The following is a 23,649-nucleotide window of genomic DNA, read 5'->3' on the forward strand; positions in this document are numbered from 1 at the left end:
TACCGCAAGTTTTTTGTTTATCCATTTAAAATGGTTCCACCATTCACATGGAGCATTTGTCCATTCATATAAGATGAATCTTCACTTGCTAAAAATAAATAACTCGGTGCAAGCTCTACTGGCTCACCAGGACGCTCCATTGGGACATTTCCACCAAATTCAGAGACTTCTTTTTCCGTAAAGGTTGATGGAATCAGCGGTGTCCAAATGGGACCCGGTGCTACCCCATTCACTCTAATCCCTTGTTTAATGAGCGATAAGGATAATGATCTCGTAAATGTCACGACCGCCCCTTTTGTAGATGAATAATCGATCAATGTTTCATGCCCTTTATAGGCGGTGACAGATGCTGTATTAATAATACTGCTTCCTTTTTTTAAATGAGGAAGAACAGCCTTTGTTAAATAAAACATCGCAAAAATATTCGTTTGAAACGTCCGAAGAAGCTGATGCGAGGTAATTTGCTCAATGCTTTTTTGCGGGTGCTGTTCCCCGGCGTTATTCACCAAAATATCAATGGAACCAAACGCATCTTTTGTTTTTTTGACAACCTCATTTGAAAAAGCCTCATCCCCTAAATCACCTGCAATTAAGATGACACGGCCTCCCGCTTTCTCAATATAGTCCTTCGTCTCCTCGGCATCGCGATGTTCACTTAGGTACACAATAGCGACATTGGCACCTTCCTTCGCAAATAAGACAGAGACTGCTCTTCCAATCCCGCTGTCTCCACCTGTCACAATGGCTGTTTTTCCTGCTAACTTTTTGTCCTGCACCTCACGATCAAAGACAGGTCTAGGGTTCATTTTATATTCAAGACCCGGCCGTTCATTTTGGTGCTGAGGCGGCAATGTTTTCTTCGGCTGCTTTGTTGACACGTTAGTCCACTCCTTCCTTTTATCTTGTTTATTTTTATGTGCTGGCTCCTTTTTTATGTATGACGCCCTTGTTTCATTACAGATGTATGATTTTCATCATTGTGGAAAAATTATACACAACAAGTTAAGTGGAGGCGACAACATGGAACAAGAACATAAAGGAATGGAAGAGACTAAATCATTATGGCTGTCGGACAGCCGGAAACATTCTTTTCCTTCTGTCAATGAAGATCTCACAGCAGATGTGATCATTGTCGGCGGCGGTATTACCGGTATCGCTGCGGCGTTTGAAATGACAGAGCGAGGATTAGATGTGATCATCATTGATGCCGATCAATTGCTGCAAGGCACGACCGGACACACAACAGCTAAAATCACCTCACAGCATGATGTATACTACCATGAGCTGATTCAACAAATTGGCATGCCAAAAGCACGTTTGTATGTAGAAGCAAACGAAAAAGCAAAAGACCTCATCCAAGCTCGTATCAAAGAGTACGACATCAATTGTCAGCTAGAGATAAAAGATGCGTACCTTTATACAAAGGAAGAAAGCGGTGTAAAAAAGTTAAAGAAGGAATTAGATGCCTACAAACAGCTTGGTATTGACCGGGAATGGAAAACAAAGCTTCCTTTTGACGCTGACATCAAAGCAGCCCTTGCGATGACGAATCAGGCTCAGTTTCATCCCCTTCATTATCTCAATGCGCTAATCGACAAGCTCCTAGAGCGAGGTGTACGTATCTTTGAACAAACAACCGCTGTTGATGTAAAAGAAGGGAACCGGCCTGCTGTCGTCACAAAAAGTGGACATCATCTGACAGGGCGCTATGTCATTTCATGCTCACACTTTCCTTTTTATGATGGGAAAGGACTTTACTTCACCCGAATTCATCCAGAGCAATCCTATGTCGTAGCAGCTAAAACAACCAAACCGCTCCCTGATGGAATGTACTTAGGAATTGACCAGCCTGCTCACTCTTTAAGAACGGCAGAATGGCACGGTGAAGAAGTTGTCCTCATTGGAGGAGAAGGCCATAAAACAGGACAAGGCGGAGATGAATCCGCTCACTATGAAGGACTAGAAACGTTTGGAGACGCCACCCTTGGAATAGAAGAAGTGCTGTATCGCTGGTCGACACACGATATGGTCACAATGGATCAAATCCCTTACATTGGCCGCCTGACCAAACACCACCAAAATATCTTTGTAGCGACCGGCTTTAGAAAATGGGGCATGACCACAAGCCACGCGGCAGCTACTCTTATCGGTGATTTAATTGAAGGAAAATCGAATCCATACGAATCAATTTTTACACCATCAAGACCTGTTACTGACTCTTTCGTCAAAGATTTCGTAAAGGAAAATACCAATGTCGCTGCCAAGCTGATCAGTGGTAAATTCAAACGAACTGATCAAACAATTGATGATTTAAAACCAGGCGAGGGCGGCATTATCTCGTATGAACATAAAAAGTGCGGTGCCTATAAATCAGAGGATGGGAATGTCTTTCTTGTCGATACAACGTGTACTCACCTAGGCTGCGAAGTCGCTTGGAATAATAGTGACCGTACTTGGGATTGCCCGTGTCACGGTTCACGTTTTTCTATTACTGGAGAAGTAGTAGAAGGCCCTGCTAAAAAACCACTAAAAAGGTCATATGCAGAACAGTAAAATTTCACTCGTTCCCCTTTAAAAAATCCAATATTATCCGATAAAAAACATAAAGTCTGATATTTGTGATGATTATGGGGGGACAAACACATTGTTATTTAAAAAAGAGTCGAAAAGAAAAAACACTGCTTTTTTCACACAGCAGGATGATGGGATAAAACGCATCAATTTCTCGAACAGTACGGACATCGCTAAACAAATCAAAATGATCGACCTGACGCAGCATGACCTATTGATATTAAAGCAGCTCAATCCAATTGTTCAGGATGATATTGCACATATTGTTGATAAGTTTTATAAAAATTTAGAAGTCGAGTCTTCCTTGATGCATATCATTCAAGACAATAGTTCTGTCGATCGTTTGAAAAAAACACTCCGCATTCATATTAGCGAAATGTTTGCAGGTGTGATTGACGAAAACTATGTAGCAAAACGCATTAAAATTGCCCAAGTTCATTTACGGATTGGACTCCAGCCCAAATGGTACATGGCCGCATTCCAAGACCTTCTGCTATCAATTATGGATTTATTCGCTAACCATATCCAAGATTTCAAAGAATATCAGACAGCAGTGAAAGCGACGACGAAAATTTTAAATTTAGAGCAGCAGCTTGTCCTAGATACATTCCAAAATGAATATTCTAAAATTCGTGATGAAGCAGAAGAGCAGCAGCAGGAGCTTCATACAAAAATCACGGAAACGTCAAATTCGCTTGCTTCACTCTTCTCAAACACAACAAGTGCAGTTGACAAGCTTGTCTCAAAATCGGATGAGATGGCGGACATGTCACAAGCTGGAACACAAATTTCAGCACAGGTCGAAGAAAAATCAATCGGCGGTAAAAAAGAATTAGAAATTCAGCAAACACAAATGAATCAAATTGATGGCAGTATGACAAAGATTGAAACAGAAATTAAACGCCTTGAAGAAATCGCTAAACAAATTGAACAAATTTTTGGGATTGTCACAGGCATTGCAGAGCAGACGAACTTGTTATCTTTAAATGCCTCAATCGAATCTGCTCGAGCAGGTGAACATGGAAAAGGTTTTGCTGTCGTTGCAAACGAGGTACGCAAATTATCAGAGGACACCAAGAAAACGGTTTCAACTGTATCTGAACTTGTCAACAATACCAATTCACAAATCGCCATTGTCTCTCAGCATATTGCGGACGTGAATCTACTTGTGACAGACAGTAAAGAAAAAATGACACAAATCAATTCACTCTTCGATGATATTGTCAGCAGCATGAACTTAAGCAAAAACCAAAACGGAAAAATTGAAATTGACCTTCAGACCTTCCTTAACGAATTGAAGGAAGTCAAACAAACGGTATCTCAAGTCGCAAGCTCCGTCGAATCCTTAACTAGCCTGACAAATCGCTAATACAGCCTTTTTTCTTCTGCTTTAGTATAATAGAAGAAAAGATAGAAAAGGCGGGATTTGATTGACAACAATTTGCTTAGTCAGACACGGGGAAACCGATTGGAATGCAGCGAAACGAATTCAAGGACGGACAGACATCCCTTTAAACGACACAGGTAAATGGCAGGCTGAACAAACTGGACTTTACTTAAAGGATGTCCATTGGGATGTTGTCATTTCCAGTCCACTAACAAGAGCAAAAGAAACGGCACACTTGATTTTAAATCATGTCCATGCCCCACTTGTCATCATGGATGATTTCATCGAACGAGATTACGGTGACGCTGAAGGCTTGTCATTTGAGGAGCGTCAAAAGCTGTTTCCAGATAAACAATATCCAAATATGGAACCACTTGAGACGATTCAAAACCGAATGTTAGAAGGTATTGAGAAAGTCAGAGCCGCCTATCCAGATCAACATGTCCTGATCGTGGCTCACGGCGCTGCTATCCATGCTTTACTCACCACTTTGGCTGATGAACATATGGGTCTACAGAACACGAGACTTGTCAATGCTTGCTTAAATTATGTGGAATGGACAGATGGTAAATGGAAGGTTCGTGATTACAACGTGGTCAGTCATTTAACTCAATCCACCCCTTCCTAAAGAGCCTGTTATCTTAGCAGGTTCTTTTTTATGACAAAAACAATGATAAAATAATATTTTTTTATATCGAAATTCGAAATAGATGCTAGACGATTCTACCTATTTTATGGCTTTTCGGGTATCGAATATTTAACCGGAAATGGATCATGAGAAAAAAAGCACACTTCCTTTTTAATAGATGATCGCTGAAATGATAGAATAAACATAATTTACCATCAATTCCAAGTGACTTAATTCCCCAATTTTCGCTAGGACTTTCACAAAAATTCAGGTCTACTCTTATTTGCCTACTTCCCTTAAACTGAATATACAGAATAATCAAACGGATCATTCTTATAGACTACGGATGATTATTCTGAAATAAGAAAAAAGGATGTGGAATGTGCGTGAAAAAGAAAAATGTGATGACAAGTGTTTTATTGGCTGTCCCCCTTCTGTTTTCAGCTGGGTTTGGAGGAACCATGGCAAATGCCGAGTCGGTGTCCAAAACAGATAGTGAAAAAAGCTATATTGTTGGTTTTAAAGCCTCTGCCACCACAAACAGCTCTAAGAAACAAGCTGTCATTCAAAATGGTGGAAAACTAGAAAAACAATACCGCCTCATTAATGCTGCACAAGTGAAAATGTCTGAACAAGCCGCCAAAAAACTTGAACATGACCCTAGCATTGCTTACGTAGAAGAAGACCATAAAGCAGAAGCATATGCACAAACCGTTCCTTATGGAATCCCTCAAATCAAAGCTCCAGCTGTACACGCTCAAGGTTATAAAGGTGCTAATGTCAAAGTAGCCGTCCTTGATACTGGAATCCACGCTGCACACCCTGACTTAAATGTTGCAGGCGGTGCGAGCTTCGTCCCTTCAGAGCCAAATGCCACCCAAGACTTTCAATCACATGGAACTCACGTAGCTGGAACCATTGCTGCCCTTGATAACACAATTGGTGTTCTTGGGGTTGCTCCAAACGCTTCCCTATATGCTGTGAAAGTATTAGACCGTAATGGTGACGGACAATACAGCTGGATTATTAGCGGTATTGAATGGGCTGTAGCTAATAATATGGATGTCATCAATATGAGCTTAGGCGGACCAAGCGGTTCAACAGCGCTTAAAAATGCCGTGGATACAGCGAATAACCGTGGAGTCGTTGTTGTGGCGGCCGCAGGTAATTCTGGCTCTAGTGGCTCTAGAAGTACAGTTGGCTATCCAGCAAAATACGATTCTACAATTGCCGTTGCCAATGTAAACAGTAACAATGTCAGAAACTCATCTTCTAGCGCAGGTCCTGAATTAGATGTTTCTGCACCTGGTACTTCTATTTTAAGTACAGTCCCAAGCAGCGGATACACATCTTATACTGGAACATCTATGGCGTCTCCTCATGTAGCAGGAGCAGCAGCGCTTATTCTTTCTAAAAACCCGAATCTAACAAATTCACAGGTTCGCCAGCGCTTAGAAAATACAGCAACACCGCTTGGTGACTCATTCTATTACGGAAAAGGGTTAATCAACGTTCAAGCGGCTTCTAACTAACCAAGTGTGATAAAAAAATCCGGCTGAATAAGCCGGATTTTATTTATTACTGCTTTTTAGGCGTTTTCTCTTTTTCCGCTGCATTTTCCATATCCATGATTCGCTCCATCATGGTCGGGTGTCCATAACGAAAAATCTTCACTAGAAACGGCGGATTCACCTGAGACAGCCCTGATTTTGCAAGCTTTTGAAAAGACGTTACGCCTGCCTCCCCGTCTTTTGTCATATTCACCGCATATTCGTCGGCTGCCCGTTCTTGATGCCTTGACACTGCATTTGTAAAAGGTGAAGCTGCAAATGACAGCATGGATACGATGATTAAAAGAAGCGGAAGAGCAGCAATGTCGTGTGACACCTTGAGCCGAAATGTGGCTGCTCCTTTTTGATAAAGATAAAAATAAAGACGGTCAATCGCAAAAAATCCGGCCAGTGACAGCACTAGATATCCTGCTAATCCAATATAGACATGTTTCATGACGTAATGTCCCATTTCATGCGCCATGATAAATAAAATTTCGCGGTCTTTCAGCTTTTGCAGTGTTGTGTCCCATAAAACAATACGCTTATTTTCACCAATTCCTGTAACATAAGCGTTCATCGTGTTCGTTTTCTCAGACATATTGACCTCATATACATGATCTGCTGGAATATGCGCTTTGTCTGCCAGCGTTAATATCTTCTTCTCAAGAGCTTGATCCTTTAGTGGATAAAAATTGTTATATAACGGATCAATGACGACCGGCTGTATAAAGAAGAGAAAAAGCGTGACTGGGACTGTCAAACACCACGCATAAAGCCACCAGCGCTTTCTTCTTTTTTGAATCAGCCAAAAGAACACAATAGCACAAAGAGCAAGGAGCGGATATTGAATCCAAAAATCCAGTGTTTGATCTTTCAACCAGCTTGCCGTACTTTGTGCAGATACTCCGTAGTGCAAAGACAGCTGATAGCCAATCCACTTAATTGGCAATGTAATGATCATTGTTAGAAGTGACAGCACAAACACATACACAAGTTTGCTTAAAAACTTGGAACGAGCTGCTGCCAAGCTCCAGTCTGCTATTTTCCGTGAAAATCCTGAAATGAGCAAAAGGAAAAAGACATACCAATCTAATGGGATGGTTATGAAATAAAGCAGGTTCCGTATGTTCGAGAAATTCTCGCTGATCACAAGCTCATGACTTGTCATAAAAGTATGCGGATCTGCACTTGTCCCTTTTACATTTTCAGGTACCGATGAATCCCCCATTAGAAACAAATACGAATAAATAAAAAGACCGTACAATATGTATGCTACCGTTGCAAGAGCTACCCATTTACGTACTCGCACAGGTCAGCCTCCTTTCCATCCCTCTCTCTATTCTAATCACTCTTTTTTTCGTTTAGAACCTGTCTCGTGTGGCTCCATCATAGCATGCCCCATCTGAAAAAGCTTTCGCGAAAAAAATGATTATGCGACTCAAAAATCGGAGAAGCTACATGTAAAACAGTAAGTTGGAGGATCAAAATGAAGAAAATCCTTGCAGGAGTTGTGATTTTTGGACTTTTATTAATCACCTTCTTTTATGTGTTCAGCCGGACGAGCGAAATCTTTGACGAGAATCGAGCAGAAAAATTGCTGCTCTCACCTGCGAATGAATCCATCTCTTATGAAATAGATGATAAGGACACAGTAGAAGATTTAATTGAAGAATTAAATAAAGGCAAACAAACAAGCAATCATCTCAAGAAAAATTTAAAAAAGCCCGATTATATCGCCAAGGTGATGTTCGGACGAACAAACGGCACCACCTTCCAGCTTTGGACCAACCGATCACAGGTCGTTTTTTTAGTTGATGGAACATTTTATGAACTGAATCAAAAACAGTCGAATTCTTTTCAGAGACAGTTAAAAGAAGCCATTCAAAAAAGCTAAAATGATCTTTGAGAGAAAACCTTGAATTGCGAGAATTTGTCTACATGCTAAGGGAGTCTCCTCATCAGAGACTCCCTTTTTTATTTACTTTCTTCTGCTTGATACTTTTCCTTTAGCGCTCTTCTTAAAATTTTACCTGTTGTGTTTTTAGGAATATCATCTATGAAATGGATCGTTTGGGGCTGCTTATATTTCGCTAAATAGCGCGAACAATGTGTGATGATGTCTTCTTGATTGATGTGAGCATGTTTCTTAGGGGAAATGTAACAGACGACTGCCTCTCCTGTGTTTGGGTCTGGCACACCGATGACAACGGCTTCTGCTACAGCTTCATGTTGATAAAGCACTTCTTCTACTTCTCTTGGATAAACATTATAACCGCCAACAAGAATCATATCCTTTTTCCGGTCGACAATATAAATATATCCTTCCTCATCTCTTCTCGCCAAATCGCCAGTATACAGCCAGCCGTCTCTTAGTGCAGCTTCCGTATCTTCTGGCATTTGATAATAGCCTTTCATGATGTTTGGCCCTTTTGCTATCAGCTCTCCGACTTCATTTGGACCGACTTCTTCTCCTAGTTCATTCACAATTTTATTCTTCACATTCATAATGTCAGTCCCGACAGAGCCCGGTTTTCTTTTTCCGTCAAGAGGATTGAATGCAGTCACTGGAGATGCCTCTGATAACCCATAGCCCTCAAGGACCGTAACACCGAACTTTTTCTCAAAGCCATGGAGTAAGGAAACAGGCATTGCGGCACCGCCTGATATACATATTCTCACTGATGCCATCGCTTCATCATGCCCCTCCTGATGGTACAAATAGTTATACATAGTAGGAACGCCAACAAATAGCGTTGGCTTCTCTTTTTCCATCATGCGCAAAAGTTCTGACGGGCTGAAATGCGGCAAGACATAAATTGTCGCACCATGAATCAACGGCGCATTCATACAGACTGTTAAACAAAATACATGAAACATTGGCAAAGCGGCAATGACCTTGTCCTTTTTATCAATCGATAAATACTCAGCGACATCTCTGGCATTTGAATAAAGGTTAAAATGAGTCAGCATTGCACCTTTTGGTTTTCCTGTCGTGCCAGATGTAAATAAAATAACAGCGGTATCATCTGGCTGAATGGAAGGATGTACATTCTCATTCGCAGCGCGAGACACAAGCTTTCCAAAGAAAACAAGTCGATCAGCTACTTCCTTGAAGCTTGATCTGCACGCCGATTCATTTTCTGCACAAATAATGACTCTCTCAATGGACGGAAGCTGCTCATACACCTGCTCATAAACTGGCAGAAGCTGTTCAGGCGCAACAATACCTTTTACATCGCCTGTGATGAGCATATATCCAATTTCACTAGGTGTGTATGTTGGATTAATAGGTACAACGACAAGCCCTGCCTTTAATGCACCAAAAAAAGAAATGACAAAATGCGGTGAATTTCCTAAAATAAGCGCGATATGATCCCCAGCTTGAAACCCTTCGTTGACTAATCCATCTGCAAAACGCTCGATACTTGTCATCAGCTCTCGATAGGTCCACTTCTTGCCTTCAAAGATCAGTGCGATATTTTCTCCCTTTGTCATCGCCGTCTGCTGAAGATTTTTGATCAAATCCATTCTCCCACCCCTTACATGTCATCAATGAATGAATGACCATTCATTTTATGGCCGAACATTCCTCCTTTCTATTATAATAGACAATTGAAAAAATCCACAAGATCAAATGTAGATCGCTTTCATTTTCTTCAATCAAAAAAGCACCGCTATCTCTAGCCGTGCTTTCCCGTCATTAATAAATCAAATCAAGAAAATCCTCTTTTGATACGTTGCCGAAATAGTGACGCATATCCATATCTTCTAAGACGTCGCTGATCGTTTTACGATCATATTGCTGTCCAATGAGCCGCTTCTCAATATCGGCAATATCCCCTACGCCAAAGAAATCACCAAAGATTTTGCAATCCTGGATCATCCCTTTTTTTACTTCTAATCGCAAATCAATGGAGCCTGCAGGGAATCTCTTAGAATGCTGTAAATTAAATTTCGGTGAACGGCCATAGTTCCATTCCCATTTTTGATAGCGATCTCGGGAAATCTCGTGAATCTTTTCCCAATCCTTCTCGGTCAGGCGATATTGAGGCACGTCCCCATTTGTATCAAAAATGTAGCTTAAAAGAATTTTTCTAAACTCTTCTGTTGTCATTTTTTGATCCATCAGTTCACTGATATTGGCAACCCTGCTTCTAATCGATTTGATGCCTTTTGATTCAATCTTTTCTTTTTTCACATTTAAAGCCGAAACGACATGTTCAATTTCTGAATCAAATAGCAGCGTGCCATGGCTGAAAATACGTCCTCTTGTTGCGAACTGGGCATTTCCAGAAATTTTACGACCATCTGCCATGATGTCATTTCTTCCGCTCAATTCAGCTTTAACGCCCAGTTTTTCAAGCGCTTTGATGACCGGCTCTGTGAACTTTTTAAAGTTATGGAAGCTGTCCCCATCATCTTTTGTGATAAAGCTGAAGTTTAAGTTTCCTTTGTCATGGTAAACTGCACCACCGCCGGATAAGCGGCGCACGACTTTGATTCCGTTGTCTTCCACGTATTTCGTGTTGATTTCTTCTATTGTATTTTGGTTCTTTCCAATAATGATTGACGGCTGATTGATGTAAAACAGCAAATACGTTTCTTCTGGATCTAAATATTTTAAGCAATATTCTTCAATTGCCAAATTAATCATTGGATCATAATGTTGTTCGTTATCGATAAACAGCATCTCTATCTTCCTTCCTTGTTCCATCTAAGCCCTGAATGGGCAAGCTGTATATTGCCAGTATATAACGCCTGTGCTTCATTGACTAGGTCTTTATGACGACCAAAATGGGGGAGATGGGTGATGATGAGTTCCCCAACATTTGCTTCCTTTGCAATCTTCCCTACTTCTGTACTGTTCATATGTCCAGCACCTGATCCATCCTGTCCAGCGTAAAAATTACTTTCGGCAATGAGCAGATCTGCCCCCTTGCTAAATGGAATAAATGCGTCCTGATAGCTTGAGTCTGCTGTATACACGACAACAGCATCCTCTGCCTGAATTCTCATAGCATAGCATTCTGCCGGATGAACCGTTTTCAAAAAATTAATTTGAAATGGTCCAAGTTGAATCCCTTCTTCTGGCTGATAAGGCTTTGCCTTTGTATGTACATCATCAGAAATCCGTCCAAACACTTCTTGATCACCAGTATGTCCATAGATCGGAAGCGGGCCGCTGCTTTTTCCTAAATGATATCCCACTAGCTTCGCATATTGGAGTGGTCCGATATCTGCAATATGATCGTGGTGATAATGAGAAAGGAGAACAGCATCTAATTCTTCTATATCAATGTATTGCTGAAGCTTTGAAAGAACACCGCTTCCGCAATCTACAAGAAGACGAAAATCGTTTGATTCAAAAAGGTAGCCTGATGTCGCTTCACCTGCTGCCGGAAACCCTCCATAGCATCCAATTACGGTTAATTTCATCGTCATTTTTCCCTCCTTTTCTAAAAATCCCCTTCTTACAATATACCCATTTTTCATGGAAAAAGCATTCTTCTTGCCTATTGTTACAAAACAGATTGACAATTATTAATCTGTTATAATACAATGATAGCAACAAAACGTATTGGAGGATGACAAATGCTAGGAAAAATCACAGAGTTTTTTAGAAATTTGCCCTCAAAGAAATGCACAAAATGTGGAAATGATTTAATGGAACAGCACGAGTGTTACGGTAATGAATGTGAGGAATGCTCACAAGTAAGTTATCTTAAATAAGGAAATAAATTGAATAAAAAAGCACTTTTTCCCTCCTCAGTCAGTTGGAGTCAAAAGTGCTTTTTATTTTTTCTGAAAAATAGGTAAAAAGGTAAAACCCTTGTCACAAAAGGGTTTTTTAGTATTTTTATATGATGAGTTTTAGTTCTGAAGACACTTTTTATTGACTAAAAACAATGAAGGAGGTTCTAAATGTCTATTTTTTCTAACAATTTTGTATTTTCTTAATATAATTTTATCGTGGACGAACCTCTTTAATTTTAGTTATACTTTAATTCATATATTAAAACTTAATATGATGGGAATATTCCTTTAATGAATATGTTAGGGAGGAAATCTATGAAAAAATTAAAATTTGGATTGGCTACTCAAATCCTAATCGGTCTTATTCTCGGTGTCGTTGTTGGGGCAATCTTTTTCGGTAACCCGGGTGTCGAGACATACTTAAAACCAATTGGAGACTTCTTCTTAAGGCTCATCAAGATGATTGTCATACCAATTGTCGTATCCAGCTTAATTTTAGGTGTTGCAGGTGCGGGTGATGGTAAAAAAGTAGGGAAACTAGGTTTTAGAACCATTCTTTATTTTGAAATTATCACAACATTTGCGATTATCCTTGGCCTTGTCCTAGCAAACTTTGTACAGCCTGGTGCAGGCGTTGACTTTGGACATGCGGAAAAACAAGATATTAGCCAGTATGTTGAAACGGAAAAAGAGCAAAGCAGCAAATCAGTTGCTGATACGTTCCTTCATATCGTTCCAACGAACTTCTTCCAATCATTGGCGGAAGGTGATTTGCTTGCGATTATTTTCTTCACTGTGCTATTTGCACTTGGCGTTTCAGCCATTGGTGAACGCGGTAAACCAGTGCTCGCCTTCTTCGAAGGTGTATCACATGCCATGTTCCATGTCGTCAATGTTGTGATGAAAGCTGCACCATTTGGTGTATTCGCACTCATTGGTGTGACCGTATCAAAATTTGGTCTTGAATCTCTTATTTCATTAGGTAAGCTTGTAGGTCTTGTTTATTTTGCGCTTGCTCTCTTCCTTATCGTTGTATTCGGAATTATCGGAAAGATGATTGGCGTCAATATTTTCAGATTTCTTGCTTACATGAAAGACGAAATGCTTCTTGCCTTTAGTACATCCAGCTCTGAAACAGTTTTACCAAGAGTCATGGATAAAATGGAGCGCATCGGATGTCCAAAAGGAATTGTTTCGTTTGTTATCCCAATCGGTTATACATTTAACCTGGACGGCTCCGTCTTGTATCAAGCCATTGCTGCGCTTTTCCTCGCACAGGTATATGGCATTGACCTCACGATCGTCCAGCAGCTAACACTTGTTCTTGTACTGATGGTAACATCTAAAGGAATGGCTGCCGTTCCTGGTACTTCATTTGTTGTATTACTCGCGACATTAGGAACGATCGGTGTACCTGCTGAAGGTCTTGCCTTTATTGCAGGTGTGGACCGTATCATGGATATGGCGCGGACTGTTGTGAACTTAACAGGAAATGCACTTGCAGCTGTTGTGATGTCTAAATGGGAAGGGCAGTATGACCCTGAAAAAGGACATCGCGTAATGACAGGACAAGATGTACCTGAGCCAACACAGCTTTCAAGCTAATGAAAAAGAACCCCAACTTTTGGGGTTCTTTTTTTATGCTGTGATTAATGGTGATTGAACATAGTGATAAAGAAGATCTGCTGTATGGACAAGTGAATCTTCATGTGTTCTTTCAAAGGCATGCGAGGAATCTATACCAGGACCAATCAGTCCATGAATGATATCATACCCTGCTCTAATGGCTGCTGATGCATCAGACCCGTAATAAGGGTAAATATCAAGGCGGTAATCAATGTTGTGCTCTTCTGCTAATGCAGCTAAATGCTTACGTAATCCATAGTGATAAGGGCCGCTCGAATCCTTTACACAAATCGATACACTGTATTCATCTGTTGATTGACCGTCACCAATCGCACCCATATCTACAGCTAGATATTCCACTGTTTCTTCTGGAATATTCGAGTTGCCGCCGTAGCCAATCTCTTCATTATTGGAAATTAAGAAGTGCGTGGTATGAGGCAATATGATCTTTTCCTTTTGAATCCGGTGGATAAGCCGCAAAAGTAGCGCTACACTTGCCTTATCATCAAGATGTCTTGATTTAATAAAACCTGAAGACGTCACTTCCACTCTCGGATCAAATGAGATAAAGTCCCCTACTTGAATGCCAAGTGCTTTGACATCGTCTGCATTTTTCACCTTTTCATCGAGACGAATCTCCATATTTTCTTGGTTTCGTTTCGCTTTTCCAGCATCCGCATAGACGTGCACGGATGTTTGATGCATAAGAATAGTACCTGTGTATGTATGACCTGATGCTGTTTCAATTTCACAATATTCGCCTTCAATTGAGTTATACTGAAAACCTCCAATAAGTGCAAGACGAAGCCGTCCATTTGATTTAATTTCCTTAACCATCGCACCGAGCGTATCGACATGCGCTGTCAGCATGCGGTGTTCTTTGTCATCTGTTCCTTTAATGGTGGCAATTAAACCGCCTTTTCGATTTCGTTTTGTCTCAATGTTTAAATCTTGTAAAAAACGTTCAACAAAGCCGATCACTTTTTCTGTATTTCCTGATGGACTTGGGATTGTTACAAGCTTTTGAATCAGCTGAACGGTTTCATTTACTTCAGTAGTCATTCGGCATTTCCTCCTTTGTCTGAAAGCAATTCCTTCCATGTATGCCTTTTTCAGCATCTCTTCTTAAAATATATCGCTTCAGGTTCGAGATGTCTAATTTCAAATGAAAAATCCTTCCTCTATTAAAGAGAAAGGATTCATGGATTAAGCTTCGTCCTGTTTCATTTTTCTTACGTTCCAAGCAAAGTATGCTGTTGTTGCCGCCATCATGATGATCGCAACTGTTCCAAGGATCGCTGCTTGGTGCCATAAATAGCTGTCATCACCGCTTGCAATGATCGTTCTAAATCCGTTGATTGTATACGTCATTGGAAGCAGACTATGAATGATTTGGAAGAATTTCGGCACAAGCTCAAGCGGGAATGTACCAGCACTTGCTGCAAGCTGAAGAACCAAGATAATAACGGCAATGAAGCGTCCTGGGTTCCCCATAGTTGTCGCCAGCAGCTGAATGATCGCTAAGAATGTCAGACTGACGATAATCGCAAAGAGATAGAAGCGCCAGAGGCTTTCCACCTCAAGACCAAGCCCAAAGATGAGCATGGAGCTTGCAATGACTGCTTGCAGGATACCGACAAAGAGGAGCACACTATATTTGCTGAAAAACCATTCAAACGCATTTCTAGGGCGTCCAGCAGGGTCTTTCATTGGGAATACAACAGTGAGCATGAGAGCCCCTACAAAGAGTCCCATCGATAAAATATAAGGTGTGAGCCCTGTACCATAATTATCAATCTTTTTCGCTGTATCATTTTCTGTTTTCACGGGACTCGCAATCATATTGTAATTGTCTTGACCCGCATCAATTTCTCCGGTTTCATCAGCAGCACTTTTTAATTTATCAGACAGCTTACCTGTACCACTCTTTAAATCTCCCAAACCTTTATCGAGTGATTTTGAACCTTCAGCAAGCTTAGATGTGTTGCTTTGGATATTTGTTGAACCACTTTCCAGCTTATTTAACGCTGCGCTCAGCTGGCTTGAACCATTTGCAAGCTTATCTGCACCGTTTTTCGCTGTTTCAAGCTTTCCATTTGCTGTTTGCAGACCATCTTGTAATTGGCCTTGACCTGTTTGAAGCTTCAGTGCACCTTGATACAATTTATTCGTACCAGATGTCATTTGATCAATCGCATTTTGTATCGCGACTGTAGATGTGTACAGCTGTTCCGTTTTCTTTGGCAGCTGTTTGACTTGCTGCAGCTGAGCTTTTGCAGAAGCAACCGCAGATTGAACCTCACTAGCATCAGGCAGTTCCTGCAAGGCCGCTAAGCTTTGTTCAAGTCCAGACAGATCAGGCAATTCGATTTTAGGCAGACTATCAAGCTGATCCATTGCCGCCTTTTTCTCTTCATCCGTCATTGAGCTGTTTTGGATGATGCTTTTTACTTTAGCATCTCGATTTGATAACGCTTCTTTTAATGAAGCAAGTTTTGTACTAAGCGTTTTTGCGTCTTTTTTCACCTGATCAAGTTTAGGCGCCATCTTTTCAAGATTCGCTAATTCTGGTGATGACAAGACTTTTTCTACTGCTTCAATTTTTTCTGAAAAAGATTGTGCTTTGTTGTTTAGCTGCTCAATACCCGCTGTAAATTGCGGCATTTTAGAAGCGAGCTGCTGATGGCCTTCACGGCTTGTGTTTAACCCTTCAGTCAATGTATCAATCCCTGTACCAAGCTCTCCAAATTTCTGATCGATGGTTTGATAGCCTGTTAAGAGCTGGCCAATACCGCTGTCAAGAGATTGTATCCCTGTGTTCAGTTCACCCATTTTACCAGCAAACTGATGAACACCTTCGCTATAGGTTAACGTTCCTTCAGCCAATTTTGCTAGATTTTCTTTTAATTTGTTACTTCCATCTTTTGCATTTTTTGTTCCGTCATCAATTTTCTTCGCACCATCGCTTGCTTGATCTAAGCCTTTTGCAATCGTTTTGAAGTTATCAAAAATGACCTCTGCGTAATTTTTTGTGACTTCCTTTGAAACCGAATCTTTTAATTTGATAATGGCATTATTCGCAATTTGTGACGCCGCATAGTTGGCGCCTGGATTCGTATAATATTTCAGATTCGATTTTTTTGGATGTTTATCAAGGACTGTACTTGCATTTTTCGAGAAATCCTTTGGTATTTCCACGACGAGATAATAATCCTCGTTATTTAATCCCTTCACTGCCTTTTCTTCACTATCGACAAAGTTCCATTTGAAATTATCGTTTTTCTTTAATTCCTTCACTAAATCATCGCCGACATGCAGTTTTTTCCCGTCATAATGACTGCCTTCATCCAAGTTGACCACTGCTACAGGCAATTGATCGACTGTACCATATGGATCCCAGTACGCTTTTAAAAATACGCCGCTGTAAATCAGCGGAATAAATAACACAGCGAAAATCGGGATCAGTAGTTTTTTGCTCGTTACAATGTCTTTCCATTGATTCCGAATTAAATTCATTGCTGTTTTCCTCCCATAGATGAATGACTAAATTTAGAATTTGGTCATTTGAACTTAAAAAAAATTATGTTGCGGCTAAAAGTCCTTTGAGTACATAAAGCTCCAGCGACTCGGCCACCTCTTCTTTTGTTAAAGGCTCGTATCGCTTTTCCCAATCAAAAATAAGTGCAATATATAGTTTCACCATCACAAATGCAGTCAATTCAGGATCACATGGCTTAATATCGCCTTTATCAATCGCTTCTTTTACTTTCGTTTTAATATAGCGAATGATCATTTGCTCCATCTTCTCAATCATTTCCTTGACCGCTGATGTGCCAAGCTCCGCATTTTCCTGAAAGATTTTGATTGTGAGCTGGTGGTTTTTTCGAAATTCCAATATTGCAAAGAGTGCTAAATGAAGGTTTTCAGAGAAACTTTTCTCCTCATCCATTGCTTCATCCGCAATTTTTCTCATCTCCATTAAAAGGGATGTGAAAATTTCATCGAACAGCTCTTCTTTGTTTTTGAAAAAGGTATAGATGGTTCCTTTTCCGACATTGGCAAGCTTCGCCACAAGGTCCATTGTGGTTGCTTTATACCCGAATTGAGTAAATGCCTTCGTAGCCCCGTCTAAAATCATTTGTCTCCTATCAACACTCATGATCTCACTCCCAAAGTGACTATTTGAACGTTTCGGTCATTAAGTACAGAAAGTAATATACCACATCCTTTTCTCAGGATGCAACAACTTTGTTCACTTTTATGATTCACAACTCTTTTTGAATTATTCGAACACGAAAAACTCCCTTTCCTTGATAGAAAAGGGAGTTTGTTTTATGAGAATAGGTAAGATACAGCCTCTGAAATGGCAGCTTTTCCTTGATCAATACAATCAGGGATTCCGACACCTTCAAAAGCAGCACCTGTGATATAAACACCAGGATATGATTGCTTAAACGTTTCTCGCATGTTCGAAATGGCTTTCTGATGACCGACGTGATATTGCGGCATGCTGGTCTTCCAGCGAGTCACTGTCGTCAGTTCTGGATCTGCTTTAATATCCATGATTTTCTTCAAATCCTCCAGCACAATGCTGACGATTTGATGGTCTGACTGTTCGACAATTGATTCGTCGCCAGCCTTCCCTACATAAGCACGCAATAGCGTTTTTCCTTTAGGAGCTGTATGCGGCCATTTTTTGTTCGTCCACGTACAGGCTGTAATAGAGAAATCACTGTTTCTTGAGATGACAAAACCAGTGCCGTCATATTCATTATGAACATCCTCTTCTTTAAAGCCGAGTGCAACCGTTGCAACAGAAGTAGATGTCATATCATGCAAGTACTCAAGTCCTGCTTCTTTTGGAAACATGGAATAGATCGATTGATGCGGAGTTGTCACAATGGCTGAATCAGCCAAAAGCGTTTGACCGCTGTCTAACTGCACACCGTAGCCCCCATCTGTTTTTTCAATCTGCTTCACTTTTGTCCCTTTATAAACCGTTGTCAGCTTGAGCTTGCTTTCTACTGCTTCAACAAGCGCTTGCAGTCCTTGATTAATCGTTTGGAACTGCCCTTGCTTTTTCGCTGTCACTTGGTGCGCTTTTGCATGCTGCTGTGATTTTTTCATCCCAAGAATCAAACTGCGATGCTTTTGTTCTGTTTGATAAAACTGCGGGAAGGTGGACATTAAGCTGAGACGGTCAATGTCACCTGCATAAATGCCTGATAGAAGAGGTTCTATTAAATTCTCAACTACTTCATCACCGACACGTCTTCTAAAAAATTCACCGAGCGACTGATCTTCTGTCTGCTTGCTTTTTGGCAAGACGAAATCCATTGCGGCTCTCGCTTTTCCTGCAACTGAAAAAAGACCGGTTGTGATGAATGGGCTGATTTGAGTTGGAATACCCATGACAGCGCCTTTTGGCATCGGGTGAAGGGTTTCATTGACTAGTACATATGCTTGCCCTGTTTCATTATTGACGAGCTGATCTGCGAGACCAACATCCTTCGCCAGCTGCGGTCCACTGACCTTTCTTTCTAAAAATGAATCAGGTCCACGTTCAATGATGTAGCCGTCTTTATATAATGTTTGTATTTTTCCACCTAGCCTAGGGCTCGCTTCAATAAGAGATATTTGAATGGGAAGACCTTTTTCTTCGACTTCCTTTTCCAAATAGAAGGCGGCGGCTAAACCAGTGATGCCACCGCCAATGATGACAAGGTGTTTTTGATTGTCATGCATAGGATCGCCTTCTTTTATATAATTACTTGCTTTCGTCAAGCTTCTTTAATACGACAGTTGCGAGAGCATCAATAAATGCTGGTTTCGCATTTGGCATTTCTGGACGATAGTAGGCTGCACCGATTTCATCTGTCACGACTTTACATTCATAATCGTTGTCGTATAACACTTCAAGATGGTCAGCGACAAACCCAACAGGCACATATACGAACGTTTTATAGCCTTTTTGTTCGAATAGGTCCCGTGTTAAGTCTTGAACGTCTGGTCCAAGCCATGGATCAGGCGTGTTGCCTTCACTTTGCCAGCCAATTTCATAATGTTCAACTCCTGCACCTTCTGCAATCATTTTGGCAGATTGTGCAAGCTGATCAGGATATGGATCTCCTGCTGCAATAATTTTTTCAGGGAGGCTGTGTGCAGACACAATGAGTACGGCTGATTCTCTTTCCTCTTCACTCATCGATGCATACGTATCCTTCACTTGTTTCACCCAATAGTCCACAAACTTCGGCTCATCGTACCAGCTTTCCACAGATGTAATCTTCAGATTGCCAAGCTTGTCTGCCTCATCTTGTGCACGCTTGTTATACGATTTCACGCTAAAGGTTGAAAAATGCGGCGCAAGAACAATACTCACTGCTTCTGTGATGCCGTCTTTGTGCATCTCTGCAACTGCATCCTCAATGAACGGCTCAATATGCTTTAAGCCAATGTAGACATGAAATTCAATGTCGTCTTGGATGTCGTTCAAATGATCACACAAACCATTTGCCTGCTGTTCTGTAATTTTTGATAAAGGAGATATACCGCCGATTGCCTTGTAGCGATCCTTCAAATCTTGCAGCATCTCTGGCTCCGGCTTTCTGCCTCTGCGGATATGTGTATAATAACGTTCAATATCTTCTTCTTTATATGGGGTGCCATATGCCATGACAAGAAGTCCCATTTTCTTTTTCTCCACAACCAACACTCCTTCAGATCATTTGAAATAGTTTAGATGGATGATTTTTTATGTTTCGCTGAATAATCGTGAATAAAATCTGTCAGCTTCTTTAACGTATCTGGTGAAACATCAGGAAATACCCCATGACCTAAGTTAAAGATAAAGTGATCTGATTTCATTCCTTGATCTAAAATATCTTTTGCTCTTTCTTCAATGACTTCCCAAGGAGCAAGCAAGATGGTTGGATCAAGGTTTCCCTGTAACGTTTTTGTGAGCCCTTCTTTTCTTGCTTCGTCTACACTCATACGCCAATCCAGTCCAACCACATCAAGCGGCAGGTCGTGCCAGTCTTTCGCTAGATGGCTTGCACCAACTCCATACATGATCATTGGGACGTTTTCAGACTTCAGCTCTGTGAAAATTCGCTGCATGACAGGCTTAATGAATGTCCGGTAATCTGCTGCATTTAAAGCGCCAACCCATGAGTCGAAAATTTGAAAAGCACTGACCCCGGCTTTTACCTGCGCACGTATGTACGTGATCGTCATATCAGCTAACTTGTTCATGAGCAGCATCCATGCTTCGGGATCACTGTACATCAGCGCCTTTGTTTTATGATAATTTTTAGATGGACCGCCTTCAATCATATAGCTTGCCATCGTAAATGGTGCGCCAGCAAAACCGATAAGTGGAACATTCAGCTGCTCCTTCGTTAAAAGCTGAATGGTATCAAGCACATATGGCAGGTCTTCTTCAGGATGAAGTTCCCCAAGACGTTCAATATCTGCTTTAGATCGAATCGGTGCATCAATCACAGGTCCAATTCCATTTTTAATTTCTACGTCCACTCCAATAGCCGGAAGCGGGGTCATAATATCTTTATATAAAATAGCGGCATCTACACCATATTGTTCTACAGGAAGTCTTGTTACATAAGCACATAACTCTGGCTGATGCGTAATTTCAAATAGCCCGTATTTTTCTTTAAGGGCACGATATTCAGGCTGTGAGCGTCCTGCCTGTCTCATATACCAAACTGGTACATGGTCTGTTTTTTCCCCTTTACACGCCTTTAAGAACGTGTCATTAAAAACCTTCGTTTTTCCCATTACCTTTCATTCCACCTTTCGCCTTATACTCTCTTTTTGTACAAGGCTCAAACCTGCTTTTACTATACCGCTTTTTCAAGGCACGGTATACTAAAGCGGCTCAATGTTCAAAAAATCGCCGAATATTAACGTCCAAAAGCCTCTGGTTTGACATACGAACTGCCTTCGCCTTCTTCTTGCGTTTGAGTATTGTATGGAACAACCTTATACTCTGCATTTGAAAACACATTGGCATACGGCATTGTATAGCTGCCCACGCCTGTCACTGTGTCAATCAGCGTCTCGCTTCCATTTCTCTTTTCATAGATGCGGTATTCAACGCGTTTATCCTCCTGATTGTCCCAAGACAGCTCTAATGTAAACAAGCCTTTGATTTTAAACGCATAGCGGGCTTCCAATCCTGATAGTCCCTCTAAATGGATGGGCGACTCGAGCTCTTTAATCCCCTCTGGTTTTTCAAACGTTTCATTGGTGATTTGAGCTGCTGTTAAAATATCTTTAAACAGCTGCACTGGGTATTGACTGCCTCCAGTTAAATAGTGGCTGTTATCGGTTTTGTCATACCCCATCCAAATTGCACCCGTTGTACTAGGCGTATACCCGGCAAACCAAGCATCCTTTGTTGCACCTTTCACACCCGAATATGTGGTTGTCCCTGTTTTACCAGCTAAATCTCCAGCGTATGAACCGCCCTGGGCTGTCCCGCCTTTGACAACTTGCTGAAGCATTCTTGTCATGTTCCATGCATTCTGCACGCTAAACACTCGTTCTTGCTTACCACGATTCTTTTCTACAGTTTCTCCTTCATCATTGGTGATCTTCTGAATAAAGAAAGGCTTTTTATATACGCCTTCATTGGCAAATGTATGGAAGGCTCCAGCGATCTGTAATGGCGAAACTCCTTTTTCTAAACCGCCAAGCGCAATAGCTAATCCTTTATCCGAGATATCCATCCCCATCTTCTCGAGATATGATTTCGACGTATCAATGCCCAGCTGGCTTAACGTCCACACAGCAGCGGTATTTTTACTTTTCATGAGGGCTTCCACCATTGTGATCCTGCCTTCATACTGCCCATCGTAATTCTTAGGTGAATAGCCGTCATAGCTTTTTTCTTTGTCTTCAAGCAGTGAATAAGGTCTGAATTTTTTCTCCTGCATTGCCGGACCGTAGACCGCAATCGGCTTAAAAACAGATCCCGGCTGCCTAACAGCTGTCACCCTGTTGTAGCCTCTCGCCTGATATTCTCGTCCCCCGATGGCTGCTTTTACTCCACCAGACTCGTTATCAATAAATACGGCGCTGCCTTCCGGAGAACCGCTTTTTCCCGGGAAATAACGGTTGTTCTTCATCGCATCATAAGCGGTTTTTTGCAGATTCATATCGATCGGAACTGTAATGGTATAGCCGCCTTGAAGCAATTGTTCATGTGAAATGGCATACTCTGATTCTGCTTCTTTAATGATGAGATCAACATAGCTGTCCACCCAAGGCGTTTCTGATTTCTTTTTTAAATGAATGCCTAGTGTTCTCCCTTTTGCTTCTACTGTTTCTGTTGAAGACAAATATCCTTGTTCGTTCATTAAATTCAGGATGGTGTCCCGCCTCTGTTTATTTTTATCAGGGTGTAGAACAGGCGAGTAAGAAGATGGTGCCTTTGGCATCGCAGCGAGTGTAGCACCTTCGCTGACCGTTAAATCTTTGACATCCTTACTAAAATAATAATTGGCTGCTGCCTGAATCCCATAAACACCATGGCCAAAGTAAAGCTGATTCAAATACATCTCTAGCAGCTTATCCTTTGAATAATCTCTTTCTAAATTAATGGCAATAATGACTTCTTTCGTTTTTCGAAGAAAGGTTTTGTCATTAGTGAGAAAAATATTTTTTGCGAGCTGCTGAGTAATTGTACTGCCGCCCTCTACCTTCCCTCCTGCTAATATATCTCGATATACCGCCCTTGAAATAGACTGTGCATCAATTCCGTGATGCTCATAAAAACGCTTGTCCTCGACAGCCACAAAGGCTTTTGCTACTTTATCAGGCACCTCTTTTAATGACACAGGATCCCGATTTTCTGAATACATGCTTGTGAGTTCTTTTCCATTCTGATCAATGATTTTGGAGGAAGCGTGAAAAACAAGCTTCTTTTCATCTATGACATAATGTCCTAAAAATAAAATCGTCAGATAGCCAATAAATGAGAGTATGATTGTACTTCCTGCAATGACTAATGGAATGATTATCTTCTTTTTCTTCAAATTAGGTCACCTCATTCCTTTATACGGATAGTATGGGATGTATTGCTTCATAATATGTTTTATGGATTGACT

The 23,649-nt window shown here is 41.0% G+C and carries 19 protein-coding genes; 7 read left to right on the plus strand and 12 right to left on the minus strand.

Annotated elements, in window-relative coordinates; all coding sequences use genetic code 11:
* Positions 1 to 17: 17 nt before the first annotated feature.
* Positions 18 to 878, minus strand: coding sequence for an SDR family oxidoreductase (locus V6Z54_RS02325; protein WP_041089704.1), 861 nt, complete (start codon positions 876 to 878; stop codon positions 18 to 20).
* Between the two features lie 142 nt (positions 879 to 1,020).
* Between V6Z54_RS02325 and V6Z54_RS02330 the strand changes: the two genes are divergently transcribed.
* The 4 genes from V6Z54_RS02330 to V6Z54_RS02345 all read left to right on the plus strand — a co-directional run bounded on the left by V6Z54_RS02330 (position 1,021) and on the right by V6Z54_RS02345 (position 6,118).
* Positions 1,021 to 2,553 carry an FAD-dependent oxidoreductase gene (locus V6Z54_RS02330; protein WP_041089702.1) on the plus strand — a complete coding sequence of 511 codons (1,533 nt, stop codon included), beginning with the start codon at positions 1,021 to 1,023 and terminating at the stop codon, positions 2,551 to 2,553.
* A gap of 91 nt (positions 2,554 to 2,644) precedes the next feature.
* Positions 2,645 to 3,940 carry a globin-coupled sensor protein gene (locus V6Z54_RS02335; protein ID WP_041089700.1) on the plus strand — a complete coding sequence of 432 codons (1,296 nt, stop codon included), beginning with the start codon at positions 2,645 to 2,647 and terminating at the stop codon, positions 3,938 to 3,940.
* A 61-nt stretch (positions 3,941 to 4,001) separates the two neighbouring features.
* Complete coding sequence (locus tag V6Z54_RS02340) at positions 4,002 to 4,586, plus strand: histidine phosphatase family protein (RefSeq protein ID WP_041089698.1); 585 nt, start codon at positions 4,002 to 4,004, stop codon at positions 4,584 to 4,586.
* Between the two features lie 386 nt (positions 4,587 to 4,972).
* Entirely contained in the window at positions 4,973 to 6,118 is a 1,146-nt protein-coding gene (locus V6Z54_RS02345) for a S8 family serine peptidase (protein ID WP_338527661.1), read from the plus strand.
* Positions 6,119 to 6,164: 46 nt separating this feature from the next.
* Here V6Z54_RS02345 and V6Z54_RS02350 read toward each other — a convergent pair whose 3' ends face one another.
* On the minus strand, positions 6,165 to 7,448 hold the full coding sequence (locus tag V6Z54_RS02350; protein WP_338527662.1) for a M48 family metallopeptidase: 1,284 nt from the start codon (positions 7,446 to 7,448) through the stop codon (positions 6,165 to 6,167).
* A gap of 177 nt (positions 7,449 to 7,625) precedes the next feature.
* Between V6Z54_RS02350 and V6Z54_RS02355 the strand changes: the two genes are divergently transcribed.
* Positions 7,626 to 8,033, plus strand: coding sequence for a hypothetical protein (locus V6Z54_RS02355; protein WP_024426550.1), 408 nt, complete (start codon positions 7,626 to 7,628; stop codon positions 8,031 to 8,033).
* Between the two features lie 80 nt (positions 8,034 to 8,113).
* Here V6Z54_RS02355 and V6Z54_RS02360 read toward each other — a convergent pair whose 3' ends face one another.
* The 3 genes from V6Z54_RS02360 to V6Z54_RS02370 all read right to left on the minus strand — a co-directional run bounded on the left by V6Z54_RS02360 (position 8,114) and on the right by V6Z54_RS02370 (position 11,575).
* Entirely contained in the window at positions 8,114 to 9,667 is a 1,554-nt protein-coding gene (locus V6Z54_RS02360; protein WP_305960932.1) for a fatty acid--CoA ligase family protein, read from the minus strand.
* 172 nt (positions 9,668 to 9,839) lie between these two features.
* Complete coding sequence (locus V6Z54_RS02365) at positions 9,840 to 10,829, minus strand: lipoate--protein ligase (protein ID WP_024425472.1); 990 nt, start codon at positions 10,827 to 10,829, stop codon at positions 9,840 to 9,842.
* A gap of 2 nt (positions 10,830 to 10,831) precedes the next feature.
* Complete coding sequence (locus V6Z54_RS02370) at positions 10,832 to 11,575, minus strand: MBL fold metallo-hydrolase (RefSeq protein WP_041089927.1); 744 nt, start codon at positions 11,573 to 11,575, stop codon at positions 10,832 to 10,834.
* Positions 11,576 to 11,731: 156 nt separating this feature from the next.
* Between V6Z54_RS02370 and yhfH the strand changes: the two genes are divergently transcribed.
* Complete coding sequence (gene yhfH / locus V6Z54_RS02375) at positions 11,732 to 11,869, plus strand: protein YhfH (RefSeq protein ID WP_008359029.1); 138 nt, start codon at positions 11,732 to 11,734, stop codon at positions 11,867 to 11,869.
* A 339-nt stretch (positions 11,870 to 12,208) separates the two neighbouring features.
* The gene (locus V6Z54_RS02380; protein ID WP_041089691.1) at positions 12,209 to 13,498 is read left to right on the plus strand and encodes a cation:dicarboxylase symporter family transporter; all 1,290 of its coding nucleotides are present in this window, start codon (positions 12,209 to 12,211) and stop codon (positions 13,496 to 13,498) included.
* A 33-nt stretch (positions 13,499 to 13,531) separates the two neighbouring features.
* On the opposite strand, the gene V6Z54_RS02385 is transcribed toward V6Z54_RS02380, so the two are convergent.
* The 7 genes from V6Z54_RS02385 to V6Z54_RS02415 form a co-directional block, all read right to left on the minus strand.
* Positions 13,532 to 14,581 carry a M42 family metallopeptidase gene (locus V6Z54_RS02385; protein WP_073979222.1) on the minus strand — a complete coding sequence of 350 codons (1,050 nt, stop codon included), beginning with the start codon at positions 14,579 to 14,581 and terminating at the stop codon, positions 13,532 to 13,534.
* A gap of 144 nt (positions 14,582 to 14,725) precedes the next feature.
* Entirely contained in the window at positions 14,726 to 17,035 is a 2,310-nt protein-coding gene (locus V6Z54_RS02390; protein ID WP_041089687.1) for a YhgE/Pip domain-containing protein, read from the minus strand.
* A 64-nt stretch (positions 17,036 to 17,099) separates the two neighbouring features.
* On the minus strand, positions 17,100 to 17,678 hold the full coding sequence (locus V6Z54_RS02395; RefSeq protein ID WP_024425467.1) for a TetR/AcrR family transcriptional regulator: 579 nt from the start codon (positions 17,676 to 17,678) through the stop codon (positions 17,100 to 17,102).
* 173 nt (positions 17,679 to 17,851) lie between these two features.
* On the minus strand, positions 17,852 to 19,264 hold the full coding sequence (gene hemY / locus V6Z54_RS02400) for a protoporphyrinogen oxidase (RefSeq protein ID WP_041089685.1): 1,413 nt from the start codon (positions 19,262 to 19,264) through the stop codon (positions 17,852 to 17,854).
* A 22-nt stretch (positions 19,265 to 19,286) separates the two neighbouring features.
* The gene (gene hemH, locus V6Z54_RS02405; protein WP_073979225.1) at positions 19,287 to 20,225 is read right to left on the minus strand and encodes a ferrochelatase; all 939 of its coding nucleotides are present in this window, start codon (positions 20,223 to 20,225) and stop codon (positions 19,287 to 19,289) included.
* Positions 20,226 to 20,257: 32 nt separating this feature from the next.
* Positions 20,258 to 21,316 (minus strand): uroporphyrinogen decarboxylase, encoded by a 1,059-nt coding sequence (gene hemE, locus V6Z54_RS02410; RefSeq protein WP_024425464.1) that lies wholly within the window; start codon positions 21,314 to 21,316, stop codon positions 20,258 to 20,260.
* 125 nt (positions 21,317 to 21,441) lie between these two features.
* Positions 21,442 to 23,577: a PBP1A family penicillin-binding protein gene (locus V6Z54_RS02415; protein ID WP_338527663.1), complete on the minus strand. Its 2,136-nt coding sequence runs from the start codon at positions 23,575 to 23,577 to the stop codon at positions 21,442 to 21,444.
* Between the last annotated feature and the right edge of the window lie 72 nt (positions 23,578 to 23,649).

The organism is Bacillus sp. MAG717A, assembly GCF_036884855.1.
Classification (GTDB): Bacteria; Bacillota; Bacilli; order Bacillales; family Bacillaceae; genus Bacillus; species Bacillus safensis.